Origin of the sequence: Idiomarina aquatica (assembly GCF_003987185.1) — a bacterium.
Taxonomy (GTDB): Bacteria; Pseudomonadota; Gammaproteobacteria; order Enterobacterales; family Alteromonadaceae; genus Idiomarina; species Idiomarina aquatica.
Genome location: NZ_PIPS01000001.1, coordinates 366,251 through 382,579, shown reverse-complemented (window position 1 = coordinate 382,579; position 16,329 = coordinate 366,251). Strand labels below are relative to the sequence as shown.

18 protein-coding genes are annotated in these 16,329 nt (G+C 53.4%); 2 read left to right on the top strand and 16 right to left on the bottom strand.

Going from position 1 to position 16,329, the window contains the following annotated elements:
* Positions 1–67: 67 nt before the first annotated feature.
* A complete protein-coding gene (nlpI, locus tag CWE23_RS01990; RefSeq protein ID WP_105306022.1) occupies positions 68–949 on the top strand; it encodes a lipoprotein NlpI in 882 nt (293 codons plus the stop codon).
* Entirely contained in the window at positions 946–2,070 is a 1,125-nt protein-coding gene (locus CWE23_RS01985; protein ID WP_126819233.1) for a hypothetical protein, read from the top strand. The genes nlpI and CWE23_RS01985 overlap by 4 nt, the downstream gene beginning before the upstream one ends.
* Here CWE23_RS01985 and CWE23_RS01980 read toward each other — a convergent pair.
* The 16 genes from CWE23_RS01980 to CWE23_RS01905 all read right to left on the bottom strand — a co-directional run bounded on the left by CWE23_RS01980 (position 2,049) and on the right by CWE23_RS01905 (position 16,329).
* Complete coding sequence (locus CWE23_RS01980; protein ID WP_105306024.1) at positions 2,049–2,441, bottom strand: MAPEG family protein; 393 nt, start codon at positions 2,439–2,441, stop codon at positions 2,049–2,051. The two genes, CWE23_RS01985 and CWE23_RS01980, sit on opposite strands and share 22 nt — an antisense overlap.
* A 3-nt stretch (positions 2,442–2,444) precedes the next feature.
* The gene (gene lipA / locus CWE23_RS01975; RefSeq protein WP_105306025.1) at positions 2,445–3,410 is read right to left on the bottom strand and encodes a lipoyl synthase; all 966 of its coding nucleotides are present in this window, start codon (positions 3,408–3,410) and stop codon (positions 2,445–2,447) included.
* Entirely contained in the window at positions 3,394–4,059 is a 666-nt protein-coding gene (gene lipB / locus CWE23_RS01970) for a lipoyl(octanoyl) transferase LipB (protein ID WP_126819232.1), read from the bottom strand. Before lipB ends, lipA begins: the two co-directional genes overlap by 17 nt.
* Before the next feature lie 57 nt (positions 4,060–4,116).
* A complete protein-coding gene (ybeD, locus tag CWE23_RS01965) occupies positions 4,117–4,383 on the bottom strand; it encodes a DUF493 family protein YbeD (protein WP_105306027.1) in 267 nt (88 codons plus the stop codon).
* Positions 4,384–4,395: 12 nt separating this feature from the next.
* Positions 4,396–5,571 carry a serine hydrolase gene (locus CWE23_RS01960; RefSeq protein ID WP_410054414.1) on the bottom strand — a complete coding sequence of 392 codons (1,176 nt, stop codon included), beginning with the start codon at positions 5,569–5,571 and terminating at the stop codon, positions 4,396–4,398.
* 69 nt (positions 5,572–5,640) lie between these two features.
* Complete coding sequence (locus CWE23_RS01955) at positions 5,641–6,411, bottom strand: septal ring lytic transglycosylase RlpA family protein (RefSeq protein WP_316042294.1); 771 nt, start codon at positions 6,409–6,411, stop codon at positions 5,641–5,643.
* Positions 6,411–7,397: a lytic murein transglycosylase B gene (mltB, locus tag CWE23_RS01950; RefSeq protein WP_105306030.1), complete on the bottom strand. Its 987-nt coding sequence runs from the start codon at positions 7,395–7,397 to the stop codon at positions 6,411–6,413. Before mltB ends, CWE23_RS01955 begins: the two co-directional genes overlap by 1 nt.
* 17 nt (positions 7,398–7,414) lie before the next feature.
* Positions 7,415–8,530: a rod shape-determining protein RodA gene (rodA, locus tag CWE23_RS01945; RefSeq protein WP_105306031.1), complete on the bottom strand. Its 1,116-nt coding sequence runs from the start codon at positions 8,528–8,530 to the stop codon at positions 7,415–7,417.
* Positions 8,517–10,409 (bottom strand): penicillin-binding protein 2, encoded by a 1,893-nt coding sequence (gene mrdA, locus CWE23_RS01940; protein WP_126819231.1) that lies wholly within the window; start codon positions 10,407–10,409, stop codon positions 8,517–8,519. The genes rodA and mrdA overlap by 14 nt, the downstream gene beginning before the upstream one ends.
* 18 nt (positions 10,410–10,427) lie before the next feature.
* Positions 10,428–10,898, bottom strand: a complete 471-nt coding sequence (rlmH, locus tag CWE23_RS01935; protein ID WP_126819230.1) for a 23S rRNA (pseudouridine(1915)-N(3))-methyltransferase RlmH — start codon at positions 10,896–10,898, stop codon at positions 10,428–10,430.
* Positions 10,899–11,219: a ribosome silencing factor gene (gene rsfS / locus CWE23_RS01930; RefSeq protein WP_105306034.1), complete on the bottom strand. Its 321-nt coding sequence runs from the start codon at positions 11,217–11,219 to the stop codon at positions 10,899–10,901. It lies immediately after the preceding gene.
* 100 nt (positions 11,220–11,319) lie between these two features.
* On the bottom strand, positions 11,320–11,949 hold the full coding sequence (gene nadD, locus CWE23_RS01925) for a nicotinate-nucleotide adenylyltransferase (protein ID WP_105306035.1): 630 nt from the start codon (positions 11,947–11,949) through the stop codon (positions 11,320–11,322).
* Positions 11,946–13,007: a DNA polymerase III subunit delta gene (gene holA, locus CWE23_RS01920; RefSeq protein ID WP_105306036.1), complete on the bottom strand. Its 1,062-nt coding sequence runs from the start codon at positions 13,005–13,007 to the stop codon at positions 11,946–11,948. The genes nadD and holA overlap by 4 nt, the downstream gene beginning before the upstream one ends.
* Positions 13,004–13,495, bottom strand: coding sequence for an LPS-assembly lipoprotein LptE (locus tag CWE23_RS01915; protein ID WP_241970507.1), 492 nt, complete (start codon positions 13,493–13,495; stop codon positions 13,004–13,006). The genes holA and CWE23_RS01915 overlap by 4 nt, the downstream gene beginning before the upstream one ends.
* Before the next feature lie 19 nt (positions 13,496–13,514).
* The gene (gene leuS, locus CWE23_RS01910; RefSeq protein WP_105306038.1) at positions 13,515–16,091 is read right to left on the bottom strand and encodes a leucine--tRNA ligase; all 2,577 of its coding nucleotides are present in this window, start codon (positions 16,089–16,091) and stop codon (positions 13,515–13,517) included.
* Between the two features lie 40 nt (positions 16,092–16,131).
* Complete coding sequence (locus CWE23_RS01905) at positions 16,132–16,329, bottom strand: hypothetical protein (protein ID WP_105306039.1); 198 nt, start codon at positions 16,327–16,329, stop codon at positions 16,132–16,134.

Here is a 16,329-nt window from a genome sequence, read left to right as displayed (position 1 = left end):
CGCTGAGTGCTAGCTCAGCGGGGTTTTTTTGTGTTGTAATAGCCATTCACAGAGATAAGGATTCGATATGCAATTACGGCGTTGTTTGGCGGTTACAGGTTTATTCAGTGTACTTCTGACAGGGTGTGCGATGTCTCCCGGCGGCAGTTCCGATGCGATGACGCATTTGGTGATTGCGGAGCCTGAACGCGCCGAGTTTCGTTATGAGATCGAACTGGCGAAGTTAAATCAGATGCTGCAACAGGAACTGGATGCAGAGCAACTGGGTTTTGCCTATTACCGGCGTGGTGCACTGTACGATGCTCTGGGATTGCGCACCCTGGCGCGTATGGATTTCACCCGTGCCATTGATTACCAGCCGCGCTTAGCCGATGCGTACAACTTTCTCGGCATTCAATATACCGAGTTGGAGGAATTTGATTACGCCTATGAGGCACTGGATTCGGCCATTGAACTCGAACCTGAGCATCCTTATGCGTATTTAAACCGTGGCATCGCGGAATACTATGACCGCCGCAATAAGTATGCAATTGATGACTTACAACAGCATTTGGCGATGGAACCCGCTGATCCCTATCGGGTATTGTGGTTGTTCCTGGCCGAGCATCGCGCCGATCCCGAGCAGGCGTTGATGAATCTTAGCAGCAATGCCGCGGCTATCGACAGCGATGATTGGGCCATGGACTTGGTGCGGCTGTACCTTGGCGAGCTCAACGAAAAAGCCTTTCTTGCGCGCATGACCGATAATCTCCGCGACGATGAAACATTGACCGAGCGGCTGTGTGAAGCTTATTTTTACCTGGGTAAGTATCAGCAGATGCAGGGTAACTGGGCGCGTTCGATGAACTATTTTAAACTGGCGCTAACCACCAATGTGTATGAATTTGTTGAACATCGCTATGCCAGAATTGAACTCGAGCGCAGCCGGGAGCAACTGAAGACGCCATGAAGAAGGGCTGGCGGCCACTGTTGATGGTTTTCTGCCTGTTGTTGTTAACGGCTGACAGCCAGCCAACACGGCAGCAACAACAGTGGTTTGCCAATTTTGCCAATGATCCTGCGGCGCAGCATCAAACCGCGCTAACGTTTTGGCAGCAAGGGCAAAAGAGTGACGCCTTGTATTGGTGGCAGCGCGCGGCTCAGCGCGGCTCACAGGGTGCCTTGCAGTCCTTAACCAAGCACTTTCCACAGCAACGTCGCAAATGGCTGGTGTTGGCGGCAGAGCAGGGCGAGCCGGCCGCGGTAAGAGCGCTGGCAGCGCGGCAATTGCGTCAGCCGGGGATAAGTTGGTCCAAGTGGCAGGCGCGTTGGTTACAGCCGCGCTATGAGTTTTTGCAGGAGTATGAGCATCTGCGCAACCGCAGCGCCGACTGTCAACAGCAGGTCACGGTGGTGGCCGGCTCTAACCGGCAAAAAGCACGCTATGTGCAATTGCTGCGCGACGTACAGGCAATCGAACTACCCACCGCGCAGTGGTGTTTTGAATGGCAACTGGATGCTTCGCTGCAGTGCACAGTGGACGACGCTTCGCAGCGCGCGCAGTGCGCGACCTCGACGCCGCAAGTGGCGGAACAACGCTATATTGTGTTTGCGGCGGCGGGCAAATCTTCCGCACACGCCAACCGTCTTACCCTGAGTGAACACAGTGATCGTGCGGTTCTGGCGCACGAACTGGCGCACTGGCTTGGTTTTGCCGACGAATACCCGATGTCAAAACCTCTGGCGGAGCATTTTTGTCAGGGCCGCTATGACTTTCGGCCGCTAAATCTGGTAACGACCACAGCGCGAACCCTGACCACCGCTGAACTGAAACGGCTTTGGCAGACATTGCCCTGGCGCAGTGCGGTCGCTGATTGGCGGCAATTGGCCCAGCGAGGTGCGGACGGACGCTGGCAACTGGGCAGTGATTCAGAGGTTATTGGTTTACACCCGGCAGCCACTTGCGATGCCGTCGATGGCGTTTACGCGTGGAAGCCGCTGGCTCAGCAAACGCCGATGGAGCGGCATCAATTGCAACAGTGGCCGGCGCTGTATCAGCGCCTTGCAACTCAGGCTTTAATGGCTAATTGAGCCAGCATCAGTACCGGACACAGTAACGCGAAAAACCACACCAATGAGCGCAGTTTATCGGCGTTGAGCAAATACAGCACGTGGTAGGCTACCCGTAACACAATGAAGGCAACGGCGAGCTGTATAGCGCGCTCACTGACCTGGTCGGTGGCGATGGTAGCCAATACCGCTGCCGCGTAGAGGGGGAAGGCTTCATAGGCATTGTAATGACCGGCAACGGCACGGGCGCCGATACCGGTCAGACGTTGTTGCTGAGCACGCGGGTGCTTATTGTCGTAACCCCGGTCGCGGTTTTGAAAATAAACCACCGGGGCTTTCGCTAAAATGGGCAGTAACCCCGCTATCAACAAGCACCAGAGCAACACGTTCATGGTTTAACGTACCGTTTCGCCGGCGGCCTGCAAATCCGCGTGATAAGACGAACGTACCAGTGGTCCGCTGGCGATGTGGCTAAAGCCCATCTCAACGCCGGCAACACGAAGCTCTTCGAACTCATCCGGGTGGACATAGCGGTCTACCGGAATATGGTGACGGCTTGGCTGCAAATACTGACCAATGGTGAGCATATCGCAGTCGTGTTCACGCAGATCGCGCATCACTTCCAGAATTTCTTCTTTGGTTTCACCCAGACCGACCATTAAACCGGATTTGGTACGAACGTCCGGACGCGCGGCTTTGTAATTTTTCAACAGGTCCAGTGACCATTGATAGTTGGCACCAGGGCGCGCCGCTTTATACAGACGTGGCACCGTTTCCAGGTTATGGTTAAACACATCTGGCGCTTCTTTGCTCAGAATATCCAGCGCCACTTGCATCCGGCCGCGGAAGTCCGGCACCAGAATTTCGACCTGAATACCGTCACTGTGACGGCGAATTTCGCGCACACAGTCGGCGAAGTGCTGAGCACCGCCGTCACGCAAATCATCACGGTCAACGGACGTGATCACCACGTACTTAACCTTCATGTCGCGAATGGTTTTGCCCAGTTTTACCGGCTCTTCCGGATCCGGCGCTAATGGCCGGCCGTGAGCCACGTCACAGAATGGACAACGGCGCGTACAAATATCGCCGAGGATCATAAAGCTGGCTGTGCCGTGATTAAAACATTCCGGCAGGTTAGGGCAGGAGGCTTCCTCACAGACAGAATGCAAGCCGTGGCTACGCATCGCCTGCTTAATTTCATCAATGCGTTGGGTATTCGAAGGCAGTTTCACCTTCAGCCAGGACGGCTTGCGCAACATTTGATCGCGCTCAGTTGGTACGATTTGTACTGGGATCAGTGCCATTTTGTCGGCATCGCGCATTTTGACGCCGGGTTCTACTCTAACTGGCTTTGACATAATCTTTTGCGAGTCCTGTTTGGTGTTGAGTATTTTGGTAGCCAATCCGTTTGATAAAATGATTGACTACCACCTCTGCCGCCTCGTCGAAGCTATTAGGTCCGCCAAGGTCGCGGGTCTGAACCATTTTTATTCCAGTCAGACCACAGGGGTTAATGCGTGAAAACGGCTCCATGTCCATATTGACGTTCAGAGCCAGGCCGTGGAAGGAACAGCCACGGCGAATGCGAAGGCCTAATGAACAGACTTTATCACCGTCGACGTATACGCCCGGCGCATCACGGCGGGCATTCGCGTTGATGTCATAATCCGCAAGTCCGTCAATGATGGTATTTTCGATGCTGTTGACCAGTTGTCGAACGCCCATACTCAGGCGACGGATGTCGAGCAGGAAGTATATGACCAGCTGGCCGGGGCCGTGATAGGTCACCTGACCGCCACGATCAACCTGCACCACCGGAATATCGCCGGGAGCTAAGACATGCTCCGCTTTGCCTGCCTGCCCCTGGGTAAATACCGGGTCATGTTCAACAATCCACAGTTCATCGACCGTATCGGCATCACGCTGATCGGTAAATTCTTGCATGGCATGCCAGACCGGTTCGTAAGCTTGACGACCGAGTTGGCGAATGATTAATTGTTCGGGCATGGTGTTAGTATATCGCAGTTGGACGGGGCACGGCTAGAGCCTTATTAGGCTCTAGCGTTATAAGACATAGCGGACATCTTCGATGTCGGCCAGGGAACGGTAGAGAATCTCGATATGTTGTTGACTCTCAACCTTTACCGAGACCGAGACCGAGTGATAATTACCCTTACTGCTCGGTTTTACCGAGGGGCTGTAATCGCCCGGAGCATGTTGCTGAAGTACTTCCACGACTTGATCGGGAAGGCTTGGTGTCGCCACCCCCATCACTTTAAAGGTAAAGTGGCAGGGGAAGTCGACCAATTCGTCAAAGCGTGTCTTTTGCATCTGTTAACGACCTCATTCTTCCGAAAACTTACGCTTAATATAGTCCATTGCCTGCTTAAACAAACCGCCTTCCTCGACCGCTTGCAGGGTGACTAACGGGAACGATGCAACGTCTTCGCCACCCAGTTGTAGATAAACCGTACCAACGTTTTCGCCCTGTGCCAGCGGCGCCTGTAACTCTTGGTTTAACTCAAAGTTGGCGTCCAGTTGATCACGCTGACCCTTAGGCAGGGTAATGACAACGTCTTCGCTGATTCCGAGTTCGACCTGATCGATATCGCCACCCCAGATGCGGTGTGATACAAAACTTTCACCGGCTTCATAGGCGGTGATGGTTTCAAAGTAACGGAACCCGTAGTTGAGCAGTTTTTTGCTTTCTACCTTACGTGCCTGTTCGCTGCTGGTGCCCATAACCACAGAAATCAGGCGCGTGTCACCTTCAACGGCGGAAGTCACCAGGCTGTAGCCGGCTTCATTGGTATGGCCGGTTTTGATGCCATCGACGTTAAGGCTACGATCCCACAACAATGAGTTACGGTTGTATTGTTTAATGTTGTTATAGGTAAAAGACTTTTCGGCGTAGAGCGCATACTCTTCCGGAGTATCCTCAATCAGCGCGCTGGCCAATGTTGCCATATCACGGGCAGACACGTATTGCTCTGGATCAGGCAAGCCGTGGCTGTTGGCAAAGTGACTGTTGGTCATACCCAGTTCCTGCGCGTAGGTATTCATCAATGACGCAAAGGCATCTTCGCTGCCGGCGATGTGTTCTGCCATGGCCACGCAGGCGTCGTTACCGGACGAGATGATGATGCCTTTATTCAGATCCGCAACAGAAACCTGTTTACCCACTTCGATAAACATTTTTGATGATTCCGGGAAATTTTTCGCCCAGGCGTTTTCACTGATGGTCACTTGATCCGCCGGGCTGATACGGCCTTCCTGAATTTCTTTACCGATGATGTAGCTGGTCATCATTTTGGTCAGGCTGGCCGGCGGCAACGACTCGTCCGCGTTTCCCTGCGCCAGTACTTTGCCGGTGGTGTGATCGATCAAGATGTAGGCCTTTGCGTTAACCGCCGGAGGATCGGGTACAAACGATTGCGCGTAAGTGACCGTGGAAACCGCCAAAACAACGGTGGAGACAAAAGCAGAAACTAATTTATGCATGGGCTTTATCATCTTTATTTATCGGTTAAGAGCACGAAATAATTTTGACCGCGGAGTATACCACTTCTGCGCCTTGGCGTCAGTTTGCTATGGGCTAATTTGCGTGCTTTTAACACGAAAGGCCCGTGGAAACCCCTGCGATCTTACGCGTTGTAAGGTTCGGTTTGCCTGTGCCTGTGGATAAGGCCCAAGCAACAGTTTGTATAGACCATTTTTTTGCTCAGTAGTTGCAAGCTTTTGCCAGTCTTGCGGTAACTCAGCGCTGATTTTCTGCAGCTTATCGGGATTGGAGGAAGCAACCAGTTGGATATAGTATTCGTGCCCTTGTAAAGGGGACTTAAATTCGATGGCCTCGACCCGTACCGGCGCCGTGCCGGTATCGAGCATATCGAGCTTATAGGCGGCAGCAAAAGACAGATCGATGACCCGTTGCGGATGGAAAGGGCCGCGATCATTTACCCGCACCACCACGGATTTGCCGTTTTCTAAGTGTGTTACGCGCACGTAGCTGGGCAGCGGCAGATGCTTGTGGGCAGCGGTCATGCTGTACATATCATAATATTCGCCATTTGAAGTTAAATGGCCATGAAACTTATTGCCGTACCAGGACGCGATGCCGGTTTCGGTAAAGCCGGCCGCGCTGTCCAATACCTGATACTGCTGCCCTAACACCTGATAATCGGCGTTGCCCTGTGGACTCGGTGGTTCTGGAACCGGAATTGCGTCCTGCAGTTCCGCCGGCGTCGGTAAGCGCGTCGGCGCGCTGTCATGGCGTTGGCTGTAACGGCTTTGGGTCTGGCTACAGCCAGCCAGCAACAAACACGATAACAGACTAACCAGGGCAAGGGTACGCATCATCAGTCCTTACGGTGCTGTTGGCGTAACTGCTCGCTCAGCTGATAGGCGACCATGGCGTAGAGCGGGCTGTGGTTATAACGGGTAATGGCGTAGAAATTATCAAAACCAAGCCAATATTCGTAACCGTCTTCGGTTTCAAACTGCAACACTTTAACGGCCTGCTCGCCGTCATAGCTGGCGTCGATCTCTAACCCGGCCTTACGCAGTTCCGCAACTGTCGTATCAGGTTTCATGCCGCTGCTGGCTACGGCAGCCCAATCTTGCTGCTGATTGGGTTTGTGAGCAATAGGCTCGCCAGCCTGCCAGCGGTGTCGGGCAAAATAATTGGCGACGCTACCGATGGCATCGACCGGGTTGCTGATGATGTTACGCTTGCCGTCGTTGTCAAAATCAACCGCGTAATGGCGGTAGCTCGATGAAATAAATTGACCAAGGCCCATAGCGCCTGCATAAGAGCCTAATTGTTCTTTCACCGGCCATTGTTCGGCCTTCGCCAGCCGCAGGTACTCACTCAGCTCAGAGCGAAAAAATTTTGCCCGTGGCGGGTAGTGGAAGGCCAGGGTGTAAAGTGAGTCGAGCACCGGATACTTGCCCAGGTAGCTGCCGTAAAAGGTTTCGATGCCAATAATGGCGACAATAATCTGCGCCGGTACACCAAACTCCTGCTCAGCACGTTGCAGTGTTTGCTGGTGCTGTTGCCAAAACGACAGTCCGGCGTTAAGCCGCTTGTCGGTGAGGAAAATAGGATAATACTGATACCAGGGTTTGGCTTCCCATGGACGCTGAATGGCTTCCAGCACTTGTTCGTTTTTCTCGGCCTGAGCCAGCCAGCGGCGAACTTGCTGTTCGTCCAGCTGATGTTGTTCAACCTGTTCCTGAATAAAGGCTTCGACGTTAGCATCTGTTTGTTGAGCCAGGCTTAAACTGCTGACCGACAGCAGGGCGGTCGCCAGCGCGGTGTTCTTAAACCATTGCAGTGCGCACATAATCTTTTCCGTTGTTATTATTGGTTGATGATCAGTCGGTGATGAGTGGCTATCGACATCAGGATGCCAAATCCGGCTAAAATCGTCACCATCGATGTACCACCATAACTGATTAACGGTAAAGGTACCCCGACCACCGGCAGTAATCCAGAGACCATGCCAATATTTACAAAAACATACACGAAAAAGGTCAGCGTTAGTGCGCCCCCCAGCAACTTGCTGAAGATATCTTGTGCACGCAGAGAAATGATTAAGCCGCGCATGATAACAAAGCCATACAGCGCCAGTAATAATACCACGCCGGTCAGACCGAACTCTTCGCTGAACACGGAAAAAATAAAATCGGTGTGGCGTTCGGGCAAAAACTCCAGTTGCGATTGCGTGCCCTGGAGCCAGCCTTTACCGTCAATGCCTCCGGAGCCGATCGCTATTTTCGACTGGATAATGTGGTAGCCGGCACCGAGCGGGTCGCGCTCCGGGTTGAGAAAGGTTAGTACTCGCTGACGCTGATAGTCATGCATCAGGTAGAGCCATAATACCGGTGCGAAAGCGCCGACTAACGCCGCTGCCACGGCAATCAGACGCCAACTCAAACCGGCCAGGAAAATCACAAAAATCCCAGCGCTAGCGACCAGCAGTGAGGTGCCGAGATCCGGCTGTTTGGCGATCAGTAATACCGGTGCCAGTACCAGCCCTACGGCCAGCAACAGGCGCCCCAGCCGTGGCGGAATAGCGCGGCGATTAATAAACCACGCCAGCATCATCGGCACCGCCAGTTTCATCAGCTCGGACGGCTGAATGGTAACCGGACCAATGTCCAACCAGCGCTGTGCGCCTTTGCCGACTTCGCCGACCAATAACACGGCCACCAGCAATAACAGACCAATGCCATACAGAATGGGAGAGAATTTTTCGAAGAACCGCGGCGGTAATTGCGCCAGGATAAACATACCGACAAAGGCGGCACCAATACGAATGACCTGACGCATCACCAGATCCTCGTTTTCGCCACCGGCACTGTAAATCACAAACAAACTGATGACGGCCAGAGCCAATAGGCCCAGCAACAGCGGACCGTCGATATGGAGCTTTTTCAGCAACGGGTTACGTTGGCGTTCTTCAGTCGTCAGCATTGGCCAGCCCCTCATCGGTTACCAACTGATAGCGTTGGTACCAGCTATCCAGCATTTCCCGTGCCGCCGGTGCGGCAACACTGCCACCACCGCCAATCACGTTTTCCATCGCCACGGCAATCACCACCTGCGGATCATCTGCCGGGGCATAGCCTACGTACATGGCGTTATCCCGGTATTGTTCGGCGATCTCTTCAGCCACGTATTCTTCGTCTTCGCCCAGGTTAACGACCTGCGCGGTTCCGGTTTTGCCGGCCGAACTGTAGGGAGCGTCTTCAAACGCTCGTCGTGCCGAGCCCTTGGCCCCCATATTAACGTCCTGCATCGCGTCTTTAATGACCTGCCAGTGGTTGTTGTCAGAAATCACCACCGGGCGTTTATAGCCGGGTTCAGCCGGGTCCAAATCGGTAATATTGCCAAAGCCGCGTAATAGGCGGGGTATCACTTGTTCACCCTCGTTGGCAATAGCGGCGGTTGCCGCGATCAATTGCATCGGTGTTGCCGTCCAGTAACTTTGGCCGATACCGACAGACAGTGTTTCACCGGCGTACCAGGGTTGATTGTAACGAGCTCTTTTCCAACCGCGGGACGGCATCAGAGCCGGAATTTCTTCATGGATATCGATGCCGGTTTTTTCACCAAAGCCAAATTGGGTCATAAAGCCGGAAATCTTGTCGACGCCAAGTTTTAACGCCAGATCATAATAAAACGTATCGCAACTCTCGGCGATGGCGCTGTTGATATTGACCCAGCCGTGTCCCCACGACAGCCAGTCTCGGTAGCGGCGGTCGACGCCTTTAATCTCGAACCAACCCGGATCCCAGATACGGCTGGTCGGGGTAATGGTGCCTTCTTCGAGGCCCAGCAGACCGATGTGTGGCTTAATCGTCGAGGCTGGCGGATAACCACCCTGAGTTGCACGATTCAGTAGCGGACTGTCTTTGGAGCGCAACAGCGACTGATAACGTTTTACACTGATGCCATTCACAAACCAGTTGGCGTTGTAACTTGGGGTACTGGCCATGGCTAACAGGCCGCCGGTTTTGGCATCCATCAGGATGATGGAACCGCGTCGATCTCCGAGAATTTCAGTCGCCTTTTTTTGCAGTTCAATATCCAGTTCCAGCACCACATCCTGACCGGGCGTCGGTGCCTCGGTGCTGAGTGTGCGCACCGCCCGTCCACGGTTGTTGACTTCAACGCGTTGGTAGCCAACTTCGCCGTGCAGTTCGCTTTCATAATACTTCTCGATACCGAGCTTACCAATGGTGCGGCTGGCCGCATAATTGGCCAGTTCACCGTCTTGCTTCAGGCGTTCAACGTCACGACGGTTAATCTTCGCGACGTAGCCAACCACGTGCGTCAACAAATCATCGTAAGGGTAGTGTCGTACCAGTCGCGCTTCGATGCTGACACCGGGAAAACGGTGCTGATGAGTGGCGAAGGTGGCAACCTGTTGCTCATTGAGATTGTCCAGCAGGGTGACGTTATTGAACCGGCGCTGACCTTTTAAATTGCGCCGAAACTGCTCGAGGTCATCATCATCGATGGTCAATATCTGTTGTAACTCGGCAATGGTCTGGTCAAGGTCGTCAATTTCTTCGGGGATAACATCGAGACTGAAAATGGGGATGTTTTCCGCCAGCAGAACGCCGTTACGGTCATAAATTAGACCCCGGTTGGGCGCCAGTGGCAGCAGTTTAATGCGATTATCGTTCGAGCGCGTTTGCAGTTCGGTGTGTTCCTCTACCTGCAGGTGATAGAGGTTACCGATCAACAACATAAACACCGCCGTAATGATCGCGATAGCCACGAACACCCGGCGGGCAAAGAGATTAGATTCACCTTCTGTATCTCGAATCGGTGTGCGCGTTCGCATTAGGGCTTGCTGTTCCGATTATTCCCGATGGTAGGGATGGTTAGTATTTAAGCTCCAGGCCCGGTACAAGCTTTCAGCGACGATGACTCTCACCAGCGGATGAGGTAATGTCAACGCCGATAATGACCAACGTTGATCAGCGGCCTGCAAACAAGCATCCGATAACCCTTCCGGGCCACCTATCAGCAACGATACATCGCGACCATCCATTTGCCAAGCCTGTAATTGTTGAGCCAAATGTTGGGTGGTCCAGGCTTTGCCCTTAACTTCCAGCGTAACAATACGGTTGCCGCGCGGCACCGCGTTTAACAGTGCCTCGCCTTCGATATCGGTCAAACGCTTGGTGTCGGCCTTTTTGCCGCGTTTCTGCGGGGTGATTTCCTGTAAGCTCAGTGAGCACTCGTTGGGAAAACGGCGCTCATACTCTTTATAGCCTTCGGTCACCCAGGCCGGCATCTTGTTACCTACCGCCAGCAATTGAATCTGCACTTACTGGCTCCAGAGTTTTTCCAGTTGGTAAAAGTCCCGAATCGATTCTTGCATTACGTGTAAAACCACATCACCGAGATCGACCAGTACCCACTCGGACTGTTCGCCACCTTCGATGCCTAATGGCGGTAATCCGGCATGTTTGGCTTCGGTTGCAACGTGCTCGGCAATACTGCGCACGTGCGTTTTCGAGTTCCCCGAGCAGATCACCATAAAGTCCGCTACATCGGTTTTACCTTTTACATCTAATACTTCGATATCGCGGGCTTTCATATCTTCCGCTTTATCGATCACAAATTGGCGCAGTTGTTCGGCTTGCAATCTTGCTGTCTCCTTAGGTTTAACGTAACGCTCAGTTTAACAGAAAAGCGCGCCGTTGTACCAAGTAACTGGCGCGGCCGCTGGTCTTCGTTGCTAAGCGTTAACGATACAGTTGGTGTTGTTCAATGTAGTCAGCAACCGCAGCCGGCAAATCGCCGCGTTCGGCGGCGCGTTGTGGGTGCTCACGAATGGCGGTGGCAGAAACGTCGTAGCGAGGAGTATTGGCCAGGTAAATGGCGCCCTGTGGCTTATCTCGCAGAGCTTGCGGCTGCTGACACAGGCGTTCATTAATAAAGGCTAACAGCGACGGTGATGCTTGCTGCAGTTGGTAACCGGGACGTGGCATAACCACCAGATGAGCCAGCTCAGTGAGCTGTTGCCACTGATACCACTGATCCAGTGAGACCAGCGAGTCCATCCCCATCACAAATAACAAGATGTCATCCGGGTAGCGCTGTTTAAAGCCCTGCAATGTTTTTACCGTATAGGATGGCGGCTCGGCATTTAATTCGAAGGCTTCGGCACATAACTGCGGATGCGCTTGGCAGGCCAGCTCAACCATCGCCAGCCGCTGCGCTGAACTTGCCTGCGGCTGCGGCCGGTGCGGCGGTACCGCATTAGGCATCAAGTGCAGACGGTCAATGTTCAGCTCCCTGAGCAGGGCTAAAGCGGTATTGATGTGACCGCAGTGGATCGGATCGAAAGTACCGCCAAACAGTGCCCGGATCATTGTGCCATGACCGCCAGTTGTTCGATAAGACGTGGTTGATGGGGCCCCTCACAGAGGAGTCCCAGGCAATGCATAAACAGGGTGTCGACCGGCTCGCCAGTGTCATTTTTCAGTGCCAGTTCAAGCCGCTGAATCAACCGTTGAGCCTGTTGCAGTGCCGTCCAGGGTAATCGCTGCGCGCGTTGTTGATAGGCCGGTTGTTGCGATGGCCAGATCATCTGCTGGCGAAAAATGGTGGCGCTGTCGAGTTGGCTCTGTTGCGCGGTTTTTACTTGTGACAGTGCCTGTACTTCGCGTTGCATGACCCACAACAGCTGATGCCGGTCGACGTCTTCTTCTAACAATCGCGCCAGTCGGTGTGCGGCCTGCTGCCAGTCGTTTTGCAGTAAACTGTCCTGCAGCGAAAACGCGTCAAAATGACTGACGTCCTGCATAAACTGTTTTACCGCCGCAACATCCAGCGTTTCTTGGGTATGCAGCAAGGACCATTTCTGCAATTCCTGATCAAGGCTTGCTAAACTGCCTTCAAACCAGTGCGCCAATAGATCCAGTGCATCACTGCTCAGTTGCAGCCCGTAGCGCTGCGCGCGCTGATGAATGAAGCGTGGTAGGCGGGCGCGATCCGGGGTTGGTGTGCGCACCAGCCAGGCATGTTGACTCAGTGCTTTAAACCAGCGGCTGTTTTGCTGTTCTTTTTTTAGCCGGTCGCCGATAACCACCAGCAGTTGTTCGGCAGGGGGCTGCTGGGCGTATTGGGTCAGCGCGTCTGATCCTTCCCGGCCGGGCTTGTTATCATGCAGTTCCAGTTCCAATACGCGAAACTGGCTGAACAGACTTAACGACTGACCGCTGTCTTGCAACTGTTGCCAGTCAAAGTCATGTTGTTGTATCAGTCGCTGCCGTTCCAGTTCATCGCCAAAGCGTTGTTTTAGGTACTGGCGTAGCTCACTGAGGGCATCCTGCCGTAACAGCAGTTCTTCTCCAAACAGCAGTATTATCGCAGGCAGTGGCTGCCCGTTGAGGTGTTGTTGCAGCTGTTCAGGAAAGAGGGTTTTCATTGCTCGTTATCAGCGAAAGCAGTGATCATTTTACGCACCAGACGACGCGCTGCATCGTCGCGCATTTCGGCGACCAATAATTCCCGTTCACGGGTCTTTGCCAACGCGAAGTTGGGGTCATCCTGATAGTCGCGGGCGACTTCAACATTGTCCTCGATGACCACTTCGCCGTCGCGAATGACCTGATAGTCTACGCGGTAAAGCAGTTCATATTCCGCCACCTGGCCGCTTTCAAACAGGCTCAGTGTGCGGCGATCCAGACGGTCAGAGACGATCCGCAACTGCGCCACCCCCGCTTGATTGTGATCGACCAACTGAATACCCGCTGTCAGCAAACGCTGCTTAAGGCTTTCCTCCAGTCCCATCGAACTGACGGCCTGCAGATGCATTTGCTGCAGTGTCTGTGGCACCTGATAGTGGTCACGTAATTGAAAGCCGCACGCGCTTAGCCCGACCATGACGGTCAGGCTAAGCAACGCGGTTTTCATACCTCGCAATGACATCATCTTAACCGACAACAATGTTAAAGATTTTGCCCGGTACGTAAATTTTCTTACGTACGGTTTTGCCGTCGGTGTATTTCTTCACCGCTTCATCATTCAGTGCCTGTTCTTCCACCGCTTCGGCCGAGGCATCTGCCGGCACGGTTAGCTTCGCCCGTACCTTACCGTTTACCTGCACGACGATCAGCTTTTCGTCTTCAATTAAGGCGCTGTTGTCGACATCTGGCCACGGCGCAAAGTTCAGATCGTCCTGGTGACCTAATTCACGCCATAATTGCTCGGTGATATGCGGCGTAATCGGTGCCAGCATTTTAATCATGGCATCCAGCGCTTCGCCCATAACGGCGCGATCGGCTTCGCTTTCCAGCGGCGCTTTCTGCAGGTGATTCAGCAACTCCATGATCGCCGCAATGGCGGTATTGAAGTGCTGACGACGGCCCATGTCATCAGAAACTTTGGCAATGGTTTTATGCAACTCACGACGTAAATCTTTGTGCGCTTTGGTCAGCTCGTCTGACTGTGCGTAACCACCGGCCTGAATAAAGTCGTAAGTCAGCTTCCAAACCCGGCGCAGGAAACGTTGCGCGCCTTCTACACCCGAGTCCGACCATTCCAGCGTCATTTCCGGCGGCGCCGCAAACATCATAAACAAGCGCACCGTGTCGGCACCGTAGCGTTCAACCATGGTCTGCGGATCGATGCCGTTATTTTTCGACTTCGACATCTTGCTCATACCGGCAATTTGTACCGGCTGCCCGTCGTCTTTGTGACGGGCGGCAACGACGGCGCCTTTGTCGTCACGCTCTAGCTCAACGTCAAGCGGCGAAATCCACTGCTTACCGCCTTTCTCGTCTTCACGGTAATAGCTGTCGGCCAGTACCATGCCCTGGCATAACAGGCGCTTGAACGGCTCGTCGGATTCAACTAAGCCGGTATCGCGCAGCAGCTTATGGAAGAAGCGTGCGTACAACAGGTGCAAAATCGCGTGTTCGATGCCACCAATGTATTGGTCGACCGGCAGCCAGTAGTTGGCTTTTTCCGGATCCAGCATGGCGTCGTCGGTTTGCGCGCTGCAATAGCGGGCGTAGTACCAGGACGACTCCATAAAGGTATCAAAGGTATCGGTTTCGTGCTCTGCCGGTTGGCCGTTGTACTCGGTCTTGCGCCATTCCGGATCGGCTTTGATCGGCGACGTCACACCGTCCATAACCACGTCTTCCGGCAAGCGTACCGGTAACTCGTGTTCCGGTACCGCAACGGATTCACCGTTTTCCAGGTTCAGCATCGGAATCGGCGTGCCCCAGTAACGCTGGCGCGAAACACCCCAGTCACGCAGACGGTAGTTGACGGTACGTTCACCAATACCACGTTCTTCAATCACTTTGGCGATGGCATCAAAAGCTTCCTGCGAGCTCATACCGTCGTACTCACCGGAATTAATGACCTTACCTTTTTCGGTGATGGCAGCTTGTGCGATATCGCCTTCACCGCTGAACGGTTCGATCACAGCCGTGATGGGCAGTTGATACTTAGTGGCAAACTCCCAGTCGCGCTGGTCATGCGCCGGAACCGCCATAACCGCACCTGAGCCATAGTCCATCAGTACGAAGTTAGCGACCCAGATTGGGATCTCTTTGCCGGTTAGCGGGTGAATGGCACGCAAGCCGGTGTCCATACCCAGTTTTTCCATGGTCGCGAGGTCGGCTTCAGCAACTTTGCTGTTTTTGCACTGTTCAATAAATTCGGCCAGCTGCGGGTTGTTCTCGGCGGCCTGACGGGCCAGCGGGTGTTGCGCGGCCAGACCCATGTAGGTCACGCCAAACAGAGTATCCGGGCGGGTCGTGTAAACACTCAATGTGTCGCTGTGGTTAGCAACATCAAATTCAATCTGTAACCCTTCGGAGCGACCAATCCAGTTACGTTGCATGGCCTTAACCTGTTCTGGCCAACCGTCCAGTTGGTCAAGGTCACTCAGCAACTCGTCAGCGTAGTCGGTGATTTTAATAAACCACTGCGGGATTTCTTTTTGTTCCACTTTGGCGCCACTACGCCAACCGCGACCGTCAATAACCTGTTCGTTCGCCAGTACCGTTTGGTCAACTGGATCCCAGTTAACGGTGGCGTTCTTTTTATAGACCAGGCCTTTTTCGTACAGCTTAGTGAAAAACCACTGTTCCCAGCGGTAGTAATCGGGCGAGCAGGTTGCGATTTCGCGGGTCCAGTCGTAACCAAAGCCGAGGCTTTTAAGCTGCTCGCGCATGTAATCAATGTTTTGATAGGTCCACTTTGCCGGTGCCGTTTTATTCTGAATCGCGGCGTTCTCGGCCGGCAGTCCAAACGCATCCCAACCCATCGGTTGCAGCACATTTTTACCCAGCATGCGTTGATGACGTGAAATCACGTCGCCGAGGGTGTAATTGCGCACATGACCCATGTGCAGCTTACCGCTCGGATAAGGGAACATTGACAGGCAATAGAACTTTTCTTTGCCAGGTTGTTCTTTGACGTCGAAGACATGGTCTTGTTGCCAACGTTGCTGAATGGCTTTTTCAATCGCCGAGGGATTGTATTGTTCTTGCATAGTGTTTGTTACATCCGGTTAGCAAAAGTGGAGCAGGGCGTTAACTGATGGCGTACCACATCACCAGCATAATGACGATGCCGGCCAGGCCGAAGAAAATGTTTTCGAAACGCTGACGTTGAACGGCTTCACGATCGTTCACATCCGCGGGGATGAAAAACATAAGCCAACTGCTTAAACCTAAGCCGCCGGCAGCTACTAATACAGCAAACAATAACGCATCTAAGATGTTTTCCAT